Origin of the sequence: Archangium lansingense (assembly GCF_026626635.1) — a bacterium.
GTDB classification, from domain to species: Bacteria; Myxococcota; Myxococcia; order Myxococcales; family Myxococcaceae; genus Archangium; species Archangium lansingense.
Map to the genome: position 1 here is coordinate 13,422,532 of NZ_JAPNKA010000001.1, position 15,415 is coordinate 13,437,946.

At 66.0% G+C, this 15,415-nt stretch carries 14 protein-coding genes and 1 pseudogene; 5 read left to right on the forward strand and 10 right to left on the reverse strand.

Annotated features, from left to right (window positions below; genetic code table 11):
• Positions 1-248: 248 nt before the first annotated feature.
• Positions 249-908 carry a glutathione S-transferase family protein gene (locus OV287_RS54320; protein ID WP_267541976.1) on the reverse strand — a complete coding sequence of 220 codons (660 nt, stop codon included), beginning with the start codon at positions 906-908 and terminating at the stop codon, positions 249-251.
• A 185-nt stretch (positions 909-1,093) separates the two neighbouring features.
• On the opposite strand from OV287_RS54320, the gene OV287_RS54325 reads away from it, so the two are divergent.
• Positions 1,094-1,591: a hypothetical protein gene (locus OV287_RS54325; protein WP_267541977.1), complete on the forward strand. Its 498-nt coding sequence runs from the start codon at positions 1,094-1,096 to the stop codon at positions 1,589-1,591.
• A 51-nt stretch (positions 1,592-1,642) separates the two neighbouring features.
• Here OV287_RS54325 and OV287_RS54330 read toward each other — a convergent pair whose 3' ends face one another.
• Positions 1,643-2,668, reverse strand: a complete 1,026-nt coding sequence (locus OV287_RS54330; RefSeq protein WP_267541978.1) for an SRPBCC domain-containing protein — start codon at positions 2,666-2,668, stop codon at positions 1,643-1,645.
• A gap of 365 nt (positions 2,669-3,033) precedes the next feature.
• Between OV287_RS54330 and OV287_RS54335 the strand changes: the two genes are divergently transcribed.
• Positions 3,034-4,272, forward strand: a complete 1,239-nt coding sequence (locus tag OV287_RS54335; RefSeq protein WP_267541979.1) for a lipase family protein — start codon at positions 3,034-3,036, stop codon at positions 4,270-4,272.
• A gap of 187 nt (positions 4,273-4,459) precedes the next feature.
• Here OV287_RS54335 and OV287_RS54340 read toward each other — a convergent pair whose 3' ends face one another.
• The 4 genes and pseudogenes from OV287_RS54340 to OV287_RS56685 all read right to left on the reverse strand — a co-directional run.
• Entirely contained in the window at positions 4,460-5,335 is an 876-nt protein-coding gene (locus OV287_RS54340; RefSeq protein ID WP_267541980.1) for a S41 family peptidase, read from the reverse strand.
• Between the two features lie 200 nt (positions 5,336-5,535).
• Positions 5,536-6,138, reverse strand: coding sequence for an imm11 family protein (locus OV287_RS54345; RefSeq protein ID WP_373371895.1), 603 nt, complete (start codon positions 6,136-6,138; stop codon positions 5,536-5,538).
• Between the two features lie 87 nt (positions 6,139-6,225).
• The gene (locus OV287_RS54350; protein ID WP_267541982.1) at positions 6,226-7,245 is read right to left on the reverse strand and encodes an SMEK domain-containing protein; all 1,020 of its coding nucleotides are present in this window, start codon (positions 7,243-7,245) and stop codon (positions 6,226-6,228) included.
• An 86-nt stretch (positions 7,246-7,331) separates the two neighbouring features.
• Positions 7,332-7,750, reverse strand: a pseudogene (locus OV287_RS56685) (transposase); the annotation flags it as partial.
• A gap of 27 nt (positions 7,751-7,777) precedes the next feature.
• On the opposite strand from OV287_RS56685, the gene OV287_RS54360 reads away from it, so the two are divergent.
• Positions 7,778-8,254, forward strand: a complete 477-nt coding sequence (locus tag OV287_RS54360; RefSeq protein WP_267542623.1) for a hypothetical protein — start codon at positions 7,778-7,780, stop codon at positions 8,252-8,254.
• Between the two features lie 66 nt (positions 8,255-8,320).
• On the opposite strand, the gene OV287_RS54365 is transcribed toward OV287_RS54360, so the two are convergent.
• The 3 genes from OV287_RS54365 to OV287_RS54375 form a co-directional block, all read right to left on the reverse strand.
• Positions 8,321-8,890, reverse strand: a complete 570-nt coding sequence (locus OV287_RS54365) for an imm11 family protein (protein WP_267541983.1) — start codon at positions 8,888-8,890, stop codon at positions 8,321-8,323.
• Between the two features lie 35 nt (positions 8,891-8,925).
• On the reverse strand, positions 8,926-10,287 hold the full coding sequence (locus tag OV287_RS54370) for an AHH domain-containing protein (protein ID WP_267541984.1): 1,362 nt from the start codon (positions 10,285-10,287) through the stop codon (positions 8,926-8,928).
• Between the two features lie 192 nt (positions 10,288-10,479).
• Complete coding sequence (locus OV287_RS54375; RefSeq protein ID WP_267541985.1) at positions 10,480-11,286, reverse strand: SDR family NAD(P)-dependent oxidoreductase; 807 nt, start codon at positions 11,284-11,286, stop codon at positions 10,480-10,482.
• Positions 11,287-11,365: 79 nt separating this feature from the next.
• Here OV287_RS54375 and OV287_RS54380 point away from each other — a divergent pair, with 79 nt between their 5' ends.
• Entirely contained in the window at positions 11,366-12,256 is an 891-nt protein-coding gene (locus OV287_RS54380) for a LysR family transcriptional regulator (RefSeq protein ID WP_267541986.1), read from the forward strand.
• Between the two features lie 477 nt (positions 12,257-12,733).
• Entirely contained in the window at positions 12,734-13,744 is a 1,011-nt protein-coding gene (locus OV287_RS54385) for a hypothetical protein (RefSeq protein WP_267541987.1), read from the forward strand.
• A 77-nt stretch (positions 13,745-13,821) separates the two neighbouring features.
• Here the strand turns inward: OV287_RS54385 and OV287_RS54390 are convergent, their stop codons facing one another.
• Positions 13,822-15,063 (reverse strand): choice-of-anchor D domain-containing protein, encoded by a 1,242-nt coding sequence (locus tag OV287_RS54390; RefSeq protein ID WP_267541988.1) that lies wholly within the window; start codon positions 15,061-15,063, stop codon positions 13,822-13,824.
• Positions 15,064-15,415: the final 352 nt, after the last annotated feature.

Consider the following 15,415-nt stretch of genomic DNA (forward strand, 5'->3'; position numbering starts at 1 on the left):
CTCTGACCCGGGGCTCGCGGCCTCACCGCCGCAACGGCCCGGCTTTCACACCGTCGCTAGGTTTGCCCGAGGCGGACGCACCCGCGACGCTGCACGCCGTAACACCGAGTGCCCCATGGGGGTGCTCAGACCCCTACACCGGCGCCGCGCGGGCCTCGCTTTCCCCAGCCAGCTCGCGCGAGCGCCGCACTGTCACGTCGGCACCGAGCGTCACCGTAAACCCCGTCAGGTGCTTGCGGAGCGGGGCTTCAATCCCGGTCCGGCGCCCCGAGGGGAAAGAGTGGCCGGAACGGCCGCGCTTCCTCCACCGCCCGGGCGAAGGACGGGCGGGCAAGCAACCGCGCGCGGTAGGCACGCAACACGGGAAACGCCTCGGAAATCCGGTGCGTCCAGTCCGCGTAGAACAGCGAGGGCGCGGCCGCGCAGTCCGCCAGAGTGAAGTCAGCGCCAGCGGCCCAGGTCCTGCCAGCCAGCCGCCCTTCGAGCCACGCGTAGGCGCGTTCCAGCTTTTGCGTAGCAAGCGCCAGTCCTTCCTGGCGCTTCACCGGGTCACCTGTCAGCGCACCGTCTACCGCGTGCTGCGCCGCGTTCATGACGTGCAGGTCGAAGAAGCGGTCGAGGAAGCGCACGTCCAGCGCGGCCATTGGGTCCGCGGGCAACAGGCGCACCGGCCCGGGATGCACGAGCTGCAGGTACTCGATGATGATGCTGGTCTCGGCGATGTCGCGCTCGCCGTCCACGAGCAGCGGGAACTTGCGCAGCGGCCAGCGCCGCAGCCACTCCGCCGAGTGCTGCGGCGTCTCCGGCCCGATGCAGCGGAAATCGAAGGGAATGCCGTTCTCGTACAGCGCGATGAGCACTTTCTGCGTGTACGAGGAGAAGGGATGACCATAGAGCGCGAGTGACATTGTGTGACCTCCTAATCCAAACCGATTGCAGTTTGCAACCGGTTTATCTCTCTCCTCGCAGACCGGCCGAAGGGGCTGACCACGTCCGGCCTGCTGACGCGACGACGCGCTCCGGAACACCGGCAGACAGGAGCATTGCCGCTTTCTGGCGGGAGTACGGGTGCTCCTCGAGTAGAAGGGGTCGTATGCGAGTCTTCCTGGTGGTTCTCCATCTCGCGGTGGTCTTGCCGGGCTGCACTGAAAGCGGCCGAACTGCCGACTTGAAGACCCGGCTGACAGGACGATGGTTTCCGGGAAGCGCCGAGGAAGATGCCCATGAAATAGACGGCTGCTTCTGCGGAAGATGCCTGAACATCCAGTTCGATAAAACCGACGACAGCCTCTGCGTCGAGTCGAATCAGATCTCCGTCAGCGCCTATTACGAGCTGGATGAAGCCAACAAGAGGGTGGCCATCTACTTCAAGGAGCCCACCGATCTGGGGACCGGAGGAGCGTTGCTGCCATGGGATGAGTTCGATCGAAAGAAGCCCATCGCCATGATCGACGCGTCCGGCGTCGACAAGAACACCCTCCAGGTGAAATGGCTTGGCTTCACGAAGAAAGCTGGAAGCAAAGAAAAGCAGTCGTATGGAGACTTTGGCGGTGACTACGCGGGGGTCTATCACAAACGGGGAAACAAGTAGGAAGGCGGGCCGGGCCTGGTCAGGGCCTCACTGAAGAACCCCCCGCTCACCCTACGCGAGCGCTTCGAGCACCTTGGACCAGTGCTGGCGCATCGCCTCGCGGGCCTTCGCGTCTGGCAGCTTCTCCATATGGACGTGGAAGGAGACGCCTCGCGCCTTCGGTACCAGCGTGAGCTGCAGTGTCGCGGGTTTCTTCCATCCATCTGGCTGCCAGGTCATGCGGATGCGCTGCCCGGGCTTTACCACCCGGACCTCGCCGCGTACTCCGGGGACTCCACGGCGCTTGGGAACCTCGTAGCTCGCCCCCGGCTCGAGCGTCAGCGTCGCGCCGACACCGAGCCATCGCTCCGCCTGTGTTGCAACCCGCTCCCACATGTCATGGGCACTCACCGGCAGCGTGCGGACCACTCCCACCTGGAAGCCCGTCGCCGCCGTCTCGCCCACGATCCGCTTGCCGCGGGCCTGCTCGTACGCCACGGCAATGGACTGCTGCCACCACCCGGACTCCACCTCTCGGGCCAGGTGCGAGACGAGCTGCTTGTGGTTCAGCTCACCTGCCCCTGCCGCGTCCAGCACACGCATCCACCCCTTCCAGTCCCGCCCGGTCGCCTCCTTCACGGCGCTGTCGGTCACGCGTTCGGTGATGAGCGCCTTCTTCGTGGCCGCCTTCTTCGTGGCCGCCTTCTTCGTGGCCGCGGGCTTCTTCCCGCTCGCGGCAATCTCCTCGAGCCGCGCCTGCACCAGCGTCTTCACCAGCTTCGCCGGGAGCGGCTTGTCGGGCGGGAAGGTCACGCCGCTCTTCGACGTGGCATAGCCGTCCAGCTGCGCCTTCAGCGCCGGCACCACGCTGCCGCTGAAGGGGTAGTAGCCGCAGTGGGTCTTGAAGAAGGCGAAACCGGCCACGGCCTTCCCGTCCACCTTGAAGGTGGGCATCTGGTAGCTGATGGTTTCGACCGCCCCCGGAAGCAGCTTGCGGAGCTGTATGCGCAGCGCCCCCAGCGTCTTCTTCGCCGCCGGGTCCTTCAGTTCCGCCAGGTATGCATCGATGGGCTGCAACTCTCTCGGATTCGTCGCCATGCGCTTCGAGCCCCTTGGGTGTTCTCAGAACGAGGTGGGTTCGATTCCCACCGCCCGGACCACGTTCCTTTGTGTGGAACATAGAATGAGCCGCTCCCAGGCGGGAAGTCATGCCCCCGGAGGAGCCATCTACGCGCTCTGCTCTGGCGGTGATTGACATGCCAGCCCTCCTGCCTGACGCGTCAACCGTGGCTCGACATGTCAGCCGCCACGGTGTGACAGCGCCCGCTCCGAGGAAGGTGGCACGGACCGGACCTGGCTCATGAATTGCTATCAGTCCCTGCGCGGGTGCTCAGAAGGAAGCCAGGAATCCCACACCCGCCTCGTGCCCTCGAGTCGGTACGAGTCACCCGACAAGGACTACCATGCAACTCCCTACCCTCAATCTCTGTCAGCAGGCCTTCATCCTCTCTCATGAGGCCAACTACCTGGGTAACGCCAACGAGTCGGGCCTTCCCTTCGCGCTGGCCTTCGAGTTGGCGGAGCACCTCAACAAAGCCGTGTTTCCCAATCTGGGCGGTAAGTGGTCGCTCGCCTGGGGCCCCGTGGTCTACGCTCCCCTGGGCGTCCCAGCCAATGCCATGTACGTCGCGGCGAATCCCGACCGGTCCGCCTACTTCGTTGCCATCGCGGGGACCAACTTCAATGCCCTCCTGAGTGACGTCATCCTGGAGGACAACTGCGTCATCGGCGCGATCCCCTGGGCGCAGGCGTTCCCGTCGCTGGGTGGGTGCAATGGGCCCTCCGGCTTCGACACTCCGCACATCTCGCAAGGGACCCAGCTTGGCGTCAACACCCTGCTGAACATGGTCGACAACCTGACCCAGAAGAGCCTGGTGGATTTCCTGTGCTCGGTGGGCTCGAGCAGTTCGAAGACGCTGATCTTCACCGGCCACAGTCTCGGTGGCGCGCTTGCGCCGACGCTCGCCCTGGCCCTCGCGACTTCGAAGGGCACGAGGTTCAGCACCACGAACTGGGGCCAGGTGCACGTGCTCCCGACGGCCGGCCCCACTCCTGGCGACGAGAACTTCTCCAAGCTCTTCCAGCAGGTGTTCCCGCCGGTCAGCCTGGGCCTGGCACAGGACTATTTCGCCTGGAACCAGAACATCTGGAACAGCCTCGACGCCGTGCCGCACGCATGGGTCACCTCCATGATCAGCGAGATTCCCTCCCTCTATCCCGCGCCCTGGGTGACGGGAACGACCGGCGTTCCCCCGCAGCCGATGCCTTCGGGTCTCCAGAAGCAGCTCGAGGGAGCCACCATGTCCTCGCTGCTTTTCGGCATCAACGCCCTCAGCCCCTTCACGATGCTCCCAAACATCCAGGTGAAGGGCACCTTCAACGAGCAGTACCCCATCACCGGTAACGATTCCGATGCCCTCAGCGCCGCCTTCATGGCGCAGGTCGGTTACCAGCACGTCGATGCCTACGCGAAATTCTTCAGCGTCCACGAGCAGGTCACCTCGGTCGCGCAGGAGGGCATTCGCCAGAGGAGCGCGGGGATGATGGCCGCCATCAAGCGAATGGCCGAGAAGCCGAAGCGCCGCGCGGCCGTGGAGGACATGATTCAGCGCCTGGACAAGAAAGTCCGCAACGCGGGGTAAGCTCAGTCAGGAGTCGTAGTGGGCGGCATCGCGATGTCGGTGGTGCGGGGCCGGCTGGACGAGCAGGAGCCAGCCGCCTACGCCCGCGAGGGCCGGGCCTTCGCCGATCGCCTGACCCAGGCCCTCATGGCGGCTCCACCGTTCGGAGGACACGCGGTGGACGTGCCCTGGTCCATCCAGGCTCCGCTCAGCTTCCGGTGCGCGGAGACCGTTCAGTGCGGCCATCGTCGTACAGCTCGATCAGCCCGGTCACCTTGCCGGAGGCCTCCGTCTCCATGCGGAAGCGGAGGACGTCCCGACCATCGTCGAGTGTGAAGGTGTCCGCCGTCATCGGGACGGCGCGGAGCTTGCGCCCCGGCCAGAGGAACCAGAGCGAGCCGTTCTCGTAGCTCAAGGTGAGCTTCCCGTAGCTGCCCGCGAAGCTCTTCAGCACCTCGGCGCTCGGCGTCACCGGGTTGGCGAGCGCCTCCACCTTCTGGAGGGCCCAGGCGAACTTCTGCTTCCGTTCCGCGTCCTGGGCCTGGTCGTGGAGCTTCTTCAGCGCATCACGGTGGGCGGCCACGAGCGCCTTGTCCGCCGGGACCTGGAGGTCCGGCGTCACTCCGGTGCCTTCCCAGTTGGTGCCGGTGATGGGGCTCACCGCGCGGCCGAAGGGAATGAGCGCCAGCAGGTGCACATCGGCGAGGAAGTGGGGCCTGACCGGATGAGCACCGCCGCCGGTCGTCTCACCGACGATGGTGGCCCGCTTGATGGTGATGAGCTGGACCATCGACGGGGAGCCGCCGCCGTTCTGGCGCAGGTCGATGATCACCGCGTCGGAGTGGGCCAGGAGGTTCATGGCTGCGGTGGCGGTCTCCCCCGCCAGCTCCGCGCCGACGAAGCCGCGCAGGTCGAGGTAACCCACGTTCCCGGAGAGCTGCTCCACCTTCGCGAAGCCGAAGTTCATGGCCGCCAGCTCGCGGTTCATCTTCTCGCGAGCGGCCGCGGCACCGGGCGCGTTGGGCTCCAGGTCTGGGGGCTGTGCGGGCGCGTAGAGGATGCGCAGGTGCTTGTCCTTGCTCACCGCCTGGAGGTCGCTCGGAGTCCTCTCGGGTTGGGGGCGGGTATACCCCCGAGGTGAGTGAGCCAGCGAGCGGGGAAATGATGCACACGCTCCTCGGGCCAGGTCTCGAATCCAGCGCCCTCAATGCTTAGCAACAGCACCCCCACTCAGAGAGCAGCCAGGCGCGGGCCGCCTCCAGCCAGGCCCCTCCCGCCCCCAGCTCAGACCTCGAGGAATTTGATACCGGTGATGCCCTCGGCCTCCATGGCTGACTTGACGTGCTCGGAGACGATGAGGACGACCTTCCAACCCCAGGGGCGGAAGACGTGGGCGTCCCCTACCTTCTCCACGTCCACCTTCAGCCCCGCGACGTTACGGTACTGGCCCTCCTTGTCCGGGCGGTTGTCCTCCGGCAGCCAGTAGAGCACCTCCTCACACCGGGCATCGTCGATGCACCGGATGATTCGCAAGGCATTGAGGATGAACCAGGGCTGCGTCTGCCCCTCCACCTCCACGGGGATGAACTGCACCTCCTTCTGGAGCCCCAGGCGCTCGAAGAGCGAGACCACCCGCCGATGGACGATGGGTGTCCCCATAGCCTCACTGAATTCGAGCGCACTGCCCACCGGCTTCATGGACAAGCGGATGGGCCTCTCGACTTCCAGTACTCGTCCCTCCTTGAACCGGTAGGTGTCAAACAACTCGCGCTCGCTCTCAGGGAGGCCCTCACCCTCGCCATCTTCGAAGAGAGGCATCCTCAAATGCCAACGACCTGGGATGTATACGTCGTCGTATAATTCATAATACTTCATCAGTGCGGTCATGGATTTCTCGTGGCCAGCTCATGAAGTCTAGCGTGAACCGCAAAGCGCATCGGCTACTCGGTTCCTTCTTCGCTATGGACACGGAATTTAGAAGTCCGAGAAATCAAGAGTGACGAGCGACTTGCGCAGGTTGAGCCCCAGATCCTTAACATACTGGATGAACAGCAGATGAACGCCGTTCCCTCGGCCGGGGAAACGGACGCGCCAAAAATAGGCACCACCCGAATCGTGTGGCTCGTTGAAGTCGAGCAGGTCGGATTCCGAAAGAAGCGCCAGATCTCCGTCGAGATCGTCACCATGATAGATGCGGCGCAGCTTGGGATCGCTGATCCGAAAGTCCTCGCTGAAGCTCGTCAATTCCTCGTCCCGGCGTTCAATGAGGAGCTTGAATACCTCGCGCGTCAGCCGAGGCAGCGCTGCAAGCTTGGCGCTCAGCTCGACAATCGCCTTCTCCGCCTCGCCGCGATCTATCGGCTCTTTCTTGGCAGCAAAATGCGCCTCCATTTTAGAGGCATCCGAGAGCTGCGGCTTCGGAAGCGCTTCAATAAAATTGTCGATGCTGGTGGGGAAGCGACCTTCGTCGTCGGGTATCTCCAGCTCGATTCTAACCCGGCGCGTCTCGCTCGACACATAGCCGGCAAGGTCCCTTAGGGCGTCGATCGAAAGCGACATGATGTGGCTGCAGACGTCGTTGAAGTCCCAGACCATCTCTGGTTTGAAACCGAAGCGTTCATAGGGCTCACCCGTGAAGGTGTAGGTGCCCTGCTTCTCCCCGATAATCAGAATGCGAATGTTCGGATATCTCGCGCGCTGCTCCTCGTCGATGTTCTCCAGCGTCTCCTTTACCTTGGCACCGGACTTGTCGGCGGTGACTTGGAAGGCCCAGCCCTTGGTGGCGTCTCCGAGATCAAGACCGGGATTGTTGGAACGCTGGGCGTTGAGGTTGGACAGCCCGAGGGTGAGAACCCGATTGAGCACTTCCTTGGCGAAGCCTTCGACATGCGTGTGGATGTCGAACAGGTGTAGCCGCGCCCGCTGCTTGGCCTGCGCTGCAATGCCCGCCAAGTCATCAACGATCTGACCGATAAGATGACCTCGAGTAAGCATTTGTGGCTCCTGTGTAGTTGGCACGAACTTGAACTGTAAGCACTCCGCCCGGCGTCCCTTACATGTAAATCGCGAGCAGGCTAACACTACCTGATCAGATCTGTGATGGCCCTCGAGGAGGAGCGCGGGCGCCGATGGAGCGCAGGCAGAGCGGGCAGTGGCCGATGCGACGCAGCAGTAGGTGCTGAAGGCGGCGGCGCACCTCGGGCAGGGGCCACCGCGTTCTGCTCCGGGGAAAAAGCGCCCGACGCAGGGCGAGGAAGCCGTGGGCCACCATGCAGAGGGTGGCATGGAGGTGGAAGCCTCGCCACGTTCGCCCCTCGAAGTGGTCCAGTCCCACCTCGCCTTTCAACTCCTGGTAGCCACGCTCCACTCGCCAGCGTAGCTTGGACAAGCGCACCAACTCCTTGAGCGGCGTGTCCGCCGGAAGCGACGAGAGCGAGTACTTCGTCGGGGCCTTCTCCTGCTTGGGCCACTCGTGGAGCACACCGACTGGGCCAGGGCTCAGGACAGGCAGTCGGCGGAGTCGCTGATGCTCACGTTGGAGGGGGTGCTCGAGGAAGCGCGGCGCATGATCCACGCCGTGTCTGACCCCCACGAGCCCCGCTTCCGGTGGCGTCTGGGATGGGGCGTGGTGAGCGCCGTCACGGTATGCGCCCTGCTCCTCGCGCTGATGCGTCTGGCCCCTGTGTCCCAACCCCCGAGCACCCTACCAGCGCCCCCGAGCCACGAGGTGCTCACGGCAGTCGAGACGTCGGACTTCCGCTCATGGCTCGCGGACACCACCCCCCCGGGGCAACTCGTGCTCGCCCGACCTCTCCCGAAAGAGCCCTTCAAAGGACAGAAGCGCCCTCCCTGCACTCGCTACACCGAGGTCGAGCTCGTCGGCGGCTGCTGGGCACCTCACAAGCTCAAGGCCCCGTGCCCGGAGGACCTCTTCGAGTACCAAGGGGAGTGCTACCTACCCTCGTTCAGTGCCAAGCCACCGCCCTCGTCACTCGGGCAGTAAAGGGCGCGAGCAGGCTCTCGCTAGGGGCAATGCGCCGGTACGAGTCCTTCGACTCATTCCCGGAGCTCAGACCTCGAGGAATTTGATACCGGTGATGCCCTCGGCCTCCATGGCTGACTTGACGTGCTCGGAGACGATGAGGACCACCAGCCATCCCCAGGGCCGGAAGATATGGGCCCTCCCAATCTTCGCCGGGTCCACCTTCAGCCCTCGAACATTCCGGTATTCGCCTACTCTGTCTGGCTCCCCATCCTCTGGTCCCCAATAAAACACCTCGTCACACCGGGCATCGTCGACGCATCGGATGACCTGCAGGGCGTTGAGGATGAACCAGGGCTGCGTCTGCCCCTCCACCTCCACGGGGATGAACTGCACCTCCTTCTGGAGCCCCAGACGCTCGAAGAGTGAGACCACCCGCCGGTGGACGATAGGAATCCCCATGGCCTCGCTGAATTCGAGCGCGACGCCCGCCGGCTTCATGGACAAGCGAATCGGCCTCTCGATTTCCAGGACTCGCCCCTCGTTGAATCGCCAGGTGTCGAATAACTCGCGCTCGTCATCGTCCTCACGCGCGCCCGAGCCCCCTCCATCCTTGAAGAGAGGAAACCTCAGCAGCCAGCGCCCTGGGACGTACATGTCATCATATAATTTGAAATACCTTACTTGCTCCGTCATGGCGTCCTCGTGGCCAGCTTGTTGAGAATGGAGCCTGGCGTACAGACTTCCCTTGCGATCCTGTCAAGTTCATCCACGAGCTTCGCTCGACATTCAGCGTGAGTCCTGCAGGTGCCAAGCACGCCTCTCAATCCTTCGAAAATCTCACGGTGGTACGCCTCGGGGTGGGGCCCCTTGTGGTCTCGCAGGTAGACGATGTTCACCGGGTCATCCTGGGTCATCCCCGCTCGTTCGAAGAACTCCTCGAAACGAGGCGTCCAAGGGCCACCATTGCTCTCCGATATGTCATTCTTGTTGGTGCACAGGTGGTGGCGATGGTGGCCGTCCTGCCCCGACTCGGCACATGCCCCCGTCGTCCGTGCAGCGGACACCGCCGACGTCACCGCCGCAGCCGCCGTGCTCCCCGTCACCCCCATCAGCACCACCGTCCCATCCGCCACCTTCACCTGCGCCCTCGTCCCCGCCACCACCCTCACGATTCCCCTCGCCCCTCCTCCCGCCATGGCGAAGCGCGGCGGTGACAGGCTCGCCCATAGCCCTCCCTTCGGCACCTCTGGCAATCTCCTCGCCAGCTTCGCCCCCGCCATCGTCACCAGCACCCTCAGCCCCACTCCTCCCAGCGCCTTCCCAAACCTCTCGGCCACCGCCTCCAACTCCTCCCTCGTCCTCGCCGCCTCCGCCTCCTGGTACAGCCTCAGGCACGCCTGCCCCACGTTGTAGAGCTCCGCCGCGCTGTACGTCAGCAGCAGTCCCACCGTGACGGCTCCCGCCAACGCCTTGCTGAACACCGGCTCCGGTACCGCCCACGCCAGCATGTACAGCATCATGGACGTCCCCACGGACAGCAGGACGGCGGGCGAGCTGAACAGCTCCAGCGCCGCCTCCCTCACTCCGTCCCCCATGTAGCGCGGCGAGAGCTTCAGCGCCTGAAACCACCTGGCACTCTCCAGTGTCCCCGGCAGTTGCACCTGCGCCGGCCCCAGCAGCTCCTCGTACTCCTCCCTCACCCTCCTCTCCAACGCCGAGGGCCTCGCCTCCTCCGCTGGCACATGGCCCGCCAGGGCCAACATCGCCGCCGGGTGCGGCTTCTCCTTCTTCCTCCTGCTCGCCTGCTGGAATTCCTCCTCCAGCGCCTCCACCACCTCCCTCGCCTCTTCCTTCCTCCACAGCCCCAGCGCCGGGTTCGGCTTCAACCTCTTGAAGCTCAGCCTCAGCCCCTGCCCCTCGTCCCCCTGGTACCCGCTCACCCCCACCTCCTCCAGCACCGGCACCGGCAGCTCGTCCTTGGCCCTTGCTGGTGTGCCCCCCAGCGCCACCAGCAACGCCAGGCAGAAGGCGTGAGCAACTCTCGGCTCCATGTCCGGCTCCTCCGGCCCTTCGAAGCCAGGGCGGTGGAGGGGGATCAGACCCGGCCCAGCTCGGCCCCGTCAATTGCGCAGCGCTCGGCCTTGCTGGCCCCAGCCGCCGCCTCCTCCGCCGCCCTGCTCCAACCCGCCGCCCAGAATGAGTGAACGCCGCGAGTGGACCAGGCACGCAGCCTGACCGCACCTTCAGCGCGGGTTCTGCGCCGCGAGGCTCGGCGTGCGCGGACGCATCAGCCGCGCGGACAAACGCGCCACGAACTCGCGCGTGAACCAGCGACTCGACAGCGCGGTGAAGTAGTTGCCCAGGCCATGCACCACGTGTGACCGATTCGCGTCGAACGCCTCGAGCCCCACGCGCACCACATCCTCCGCCGACGCCTTCTTGCCGAACGCCGCCTCTTCACCCGCTCGCGCGAAGAACGGCGTGTCGGTCGCACCCGGGCACAGCGCCAGCACGCGCACGCCGCGCTCGCGGTATTCGGCCCAGAGCGCTTCGCTGAACGACAGCACGAAGGCCTTGCTCGCCGCGTAGACCGCCATGAACGGTACCGCCTGAAAGGCCGCCGTCGACGCCACCTGGATGACTCCTCCCTGGCGGCGCTCGAGGTCGGGCAGGAAGACATGCGTCAACTCGACCAGTGCGCCGATGTTGAGATCGATCTCTTCCCGCTGAGTCTCCAGGGAGACCGCCTCGAAGGGCCCGTAACTCGCGAAGCCCGCGTTGTTGATCAACACATCGACCGTGAGTCCCAGGCCGTGTACCGCGTCGCGAACCCGTTTCGCCGCGCCCGGCTTCGCCAGGTCCTCGGCCAGCACCTCCACCTTCACCCCGTGCGCCTTCGTCAGCGAGGCCGCCAGACTCCGAAGCCGCTCCTCACCTCGCGCCACCAACACCAGTCGCGCCCGGCGGCGTGCCAGTTCCGAAGCGAACGCCGCTCCGATGCCCGTGGAACCGCCCGTCACCACCACTGTCTTGTCAGCGAAATCGAACATGGGTATCTCCTTCTGCGCCCATGATGCGAGTCCGGTCGGTTCCCAGGAACGGGCATTGTTGGTAACCTGTTTTCCATCCATGCAAACCCTCGCGCCCACCTGGGATGATCTCCGCGTCCTGCTGGCCCTGCACCGGAACAACAGCTTCCTGGCGGCAGGGCGTGCGCTGGGCGTGTCCACCTCCACCGTGGCTCGGCGCATCGAGGCGCTGGAAGTAGCGCTGGGTCGCCCGCTCGTGCACCGCGGCAGCGCAGGCACCTCGGTGGAACCCGGCGCGCTCGAGCTGGTGTTCCTCGCCGAGCAGCTCGAGCACGGGCTGGAAGCCGCGCGGCGAGATGAAGGGAATGCGACCTCGAGTCTCACGGGCACGGTGCGCCTCTCGGTGGGTGAGGGCTTCGTACGCCCGCTGACGCAGCTGCTTTCGGAGCTGCGCCGCAAACACCCGGAGATGCACTTCGAGCTCATCTCCGAGTCGCGCATGAGCGACCTCTCGCGCCGCGAGGCCGACATCGGAATCCGTAAGACGCGTTCCTCGTCACCGGTGCTGGTGGAGAAGTCCGTGGGGCGGCTGCGCTTCGCGCTCTTCGCGTCACAGAGCTATGTCGAGCGGAGACTGCGCGGGGGTCAGCTCCGGGCGGGAGACTTCGAGCGTCACGACTTCATCGGCTACGACGGTCCGCTGCGCACGCTGCCGCAGGAGCAATGGTTGGTGGAGCAGGGTGCGACGCGGTTTCCGTTCCGCTCCAATTCCGACTTCGCCCTGCAGACGGCCACCGAGCGTGGTCAGGGCATCTGTCTGCTGGCCGAAGCGCTGGGGCGCGAGCTCGAAGGCCTCGTGAGACTCGACGTGGATGTGCCATTGCCCTCAGTGCCGGTGTTCCTCGTGTTTCATCGCGAGCTGCGGCAGGTGCCACGCATCCGCGTGGTGGCGAGCGCGCTCGAAGCGGCGCTGCGTCACGCGCTGAGCTGAGCACGCCCACCCCGGAGGGCGAGGGGTGATTGTGCTCAGTGGTCTGACCCGGGAGTGTCGAGGGAAGCCAGGTGCGCAGAAGTTCCCGACACAATCGTGTGGCCTCCGCACTGCGTCTGAAGCGACGGCAGGCCGACCTCCCGGTCGCGCGCTGCGCAAAGTTGTCCAACTGTTGGACAACTTTCTGAAGGCCGAGCCCGACAGAGCTGCCAGCCCTGCCCGACCTCCATCGGATGACGTGGGCTAGAAGCAGGCATTCCTGCGGACGGAGAGGTGTTTGCTGAAATCCGTCTGGAGATGCAGGGGGAGGGCGTGGCCGTGAAGCGGATGCTGCCACCGGTGGACACGTCCAAATCCGGGGCCTCCCTGACGCCCTTGTCGCGGTTCCGCGTCACGCCCCCTGGGACTCCCCCCGCGCGCGTGTGGTTCGCGCCTTGCACAGCCGCTCCGGCGCAATCCTTTCCACCGGGAGCTCCGATGCGCCTCAAGCCCTTCCTGTTCGTTGCCTGTCTGCTCCAATTGCCCCTGGTCCTCGCGGTGTCACTGCACGCGTCACCCGCCGAGGCCTGCGATCCGCTCGGGACACAGCATTCCTATTACACACTCACCGAGAGCTTCCCCGCGGACGGGGCCTCGAATGTGCCTCTCGACGCGGTGGTGCTGTTCACGTCGCAAACCTGGACACTCGGCACCTTGGCGACCGTCCCCGTCACCGTCCACGACGTCCTCTCCGTCACCGTGACGGACTCCGACACGGGTGAGCCCGCTCCCGGACGGGTGCGCTCCTGGTGGGGCTACCCCGCGGGTGAAGCCTGGCGGCCCGACGCCCCGTTGCTCCCGAACCGGCGCTACACGTTCGTCGCGGCCCTGCAACAGAGTGAGTCCCGTCCCGATTGGGCCCAGGGACCCACGGAGCTGCGCGGCTCTTTCACGACCGGAGCGCAGCTGTCTCCGCCACTCGAGCTGCTCGGCGGGCTGTACGTGGCGCTCGAGCCCTTCGAGACGGACAAGTTCGACTGCTCGCCCGGCCTCTGTTCCTGCGAGAGGATCGGCCGGGAGGTGAGCACCCGCGCCCGGGTCCGGGTCCCCGGCGTCCAGGGCGGAAGCTCCCTCGGCTCCTATGAATTCGAGCTCTGGGTGGCGGACAACACGCCCTACCGCTTCGGCGAGCCGGACCAGCAGCTGGAGCACAAGGTCCTCTGGGGCGTCTGGGGGGTGGAGACCTCGGGCGAGCCCACCGACTCCACCTTCGAGATGCCCCGGCATGACGCCAAATACACCCCGTGCTTCTCCTGGCGCGTGATCGATTCCGCGGGGAACGCACGCGAGGGCGAGCCGGTCTGTCTGAAGGAGGAAGTCGAGCCCCCGAGCTCCATCTTCGGATGCTCGGTGGCCCAGGATGCGCGGGGCTCCCGGGGCACGGCGTTCCTGGTACTCCTGGGCGCGATGCTCACCGTGTGGCGCGTCCGTCGCCGGCCCGTGGCCTGAACGCCTCGGACGACACGCAAGGGGGGGAGGAACGGTCTCCCCTACCCCGTGTCCGGACCAGGCGTCCGACGCTCAGCTCACCAGCGGAAGCCCTGCAGCGCGCTCACCCCGGTGCCGGTGATGTTGACGCTCGACGACATCGTCGGCCCGCCCCGCCCATCGGCGAAGTCGACCCCGACCACATAATGGCTCGGGCCTTCCGAGGTCGGTGCGAACGTCACGACCACCGTGCAGCTCGCACCCCGCGCGAGCTCGGTGCCACAGGTGCCGCCCGTACCGGGATACGCCCCGCCCTTGAAGGTAAAGGGTCCCCCGGGATTCCGTCCCGACATCTGGGTGGCGGCCACCCCTCCCTGGTTGGTGAGCGTGAAGGTGTGATCCACCCCCGTTCCGACGGCGGCGGCACCGAAGTCGAACGATCTGCCCTCGGCGAAGACGATCGACGCGGGGAGCAACCCCTCTCCCTGGAGGACGAGCGGGATGCTCCGGGAGGAGAGCCCATCCTCATAGGAGAGCGACACCGTGGTCTTATGCGTCCCCGCCTCGAAGGGCAGGAAGCCCAGGACGAGGGTGCAGCTCTCCCCGGCGGCCAGGGTGCTCCAGCACGTGCCCCCCGCCCCGGGCGGGTGGCCTCCCTTGAAGGAGAAGGGCGCGGGAGGGAGGCGAGCCGAGAGCTGGAGCGCATCCACGTCGCCGGTATTCGTCAGGGTCACGGTGTTCCAGGCGTTCACCGTCAGGAGCACGCCGCCGAAATCGACTGTCGCTGGCGCGACGAGCACCTGCGCGCGCGCGCGCCCCGTCCCGGAGAGCCTCCGGACGTGGGCCACCTGCAGCGGCCCACCGCCGAACCGAACCGAGAGCGTTCCACTCGCCGGCCCGCGCTCGGTGGGCGCGAAAGACACCGGGAACACGCACGAGGCCCCGGCGGCGAGCTCGCTCCCGCACGTGCCGCCCAGGCCCGGGAAGACGCCACCCGTGAACGAGAAGGCGGCGCCCTCCAGCGTCACCACGAGCTGCTGCGCCGCGCCCGTTCCCCGGTTGTGCAGGAAGAACCACTGCGTGGATGTGCTCCCGATGAAGGTCGCGTCCTCGCCGGCTCCGGAGGCCTCGGTGAGCTCGAGCAGCGCCAGCTCCGAAGTATCCGTCCCCCCATCCTCGAGGGAGTCCCCGCCCGTCCCCGTGCCGCCCCCGTCCTTCCCGGTGCCCGCATCCTGGAGGCTCTCTCCCCCCTCGTTTCCGTTGCCACCCGCACCAGGCAGCGCCCCCCCACACCCGGCCACCACCACGACGCACACGAGTCCCAGAAGCCAACGCTCCAAAAACACACTCTTCGACATCACACACCCTCTCCGCCCCATGAGCCGGCCCCCACGGGAGAACAGGTGGCGGGTTCTACCCGCCCTCGTGCGGAGGCCAAGCGCTTTCGGAGGTCCCGGGGCGAGGGGCTCGAGGCGCGTCACCCAAGCCGGGGCGGAGCCGGGGTGGAGGCAGTCGGCGTTGAGCTACCGGAGCTCGACGTCGAACCTGCCGAACGTTTCGTGTGGCACCTCCGCGCCGAGCTGCCGGTAGCTCCTCGTGTTCCCCCCGACGCAGCCCCCGTCCGCCGTCGAAATGAAGTAGAGCGGCCCGCTGCTGACTCCCGCGTCCTCGAGTTGCACCTCGTAGATATGC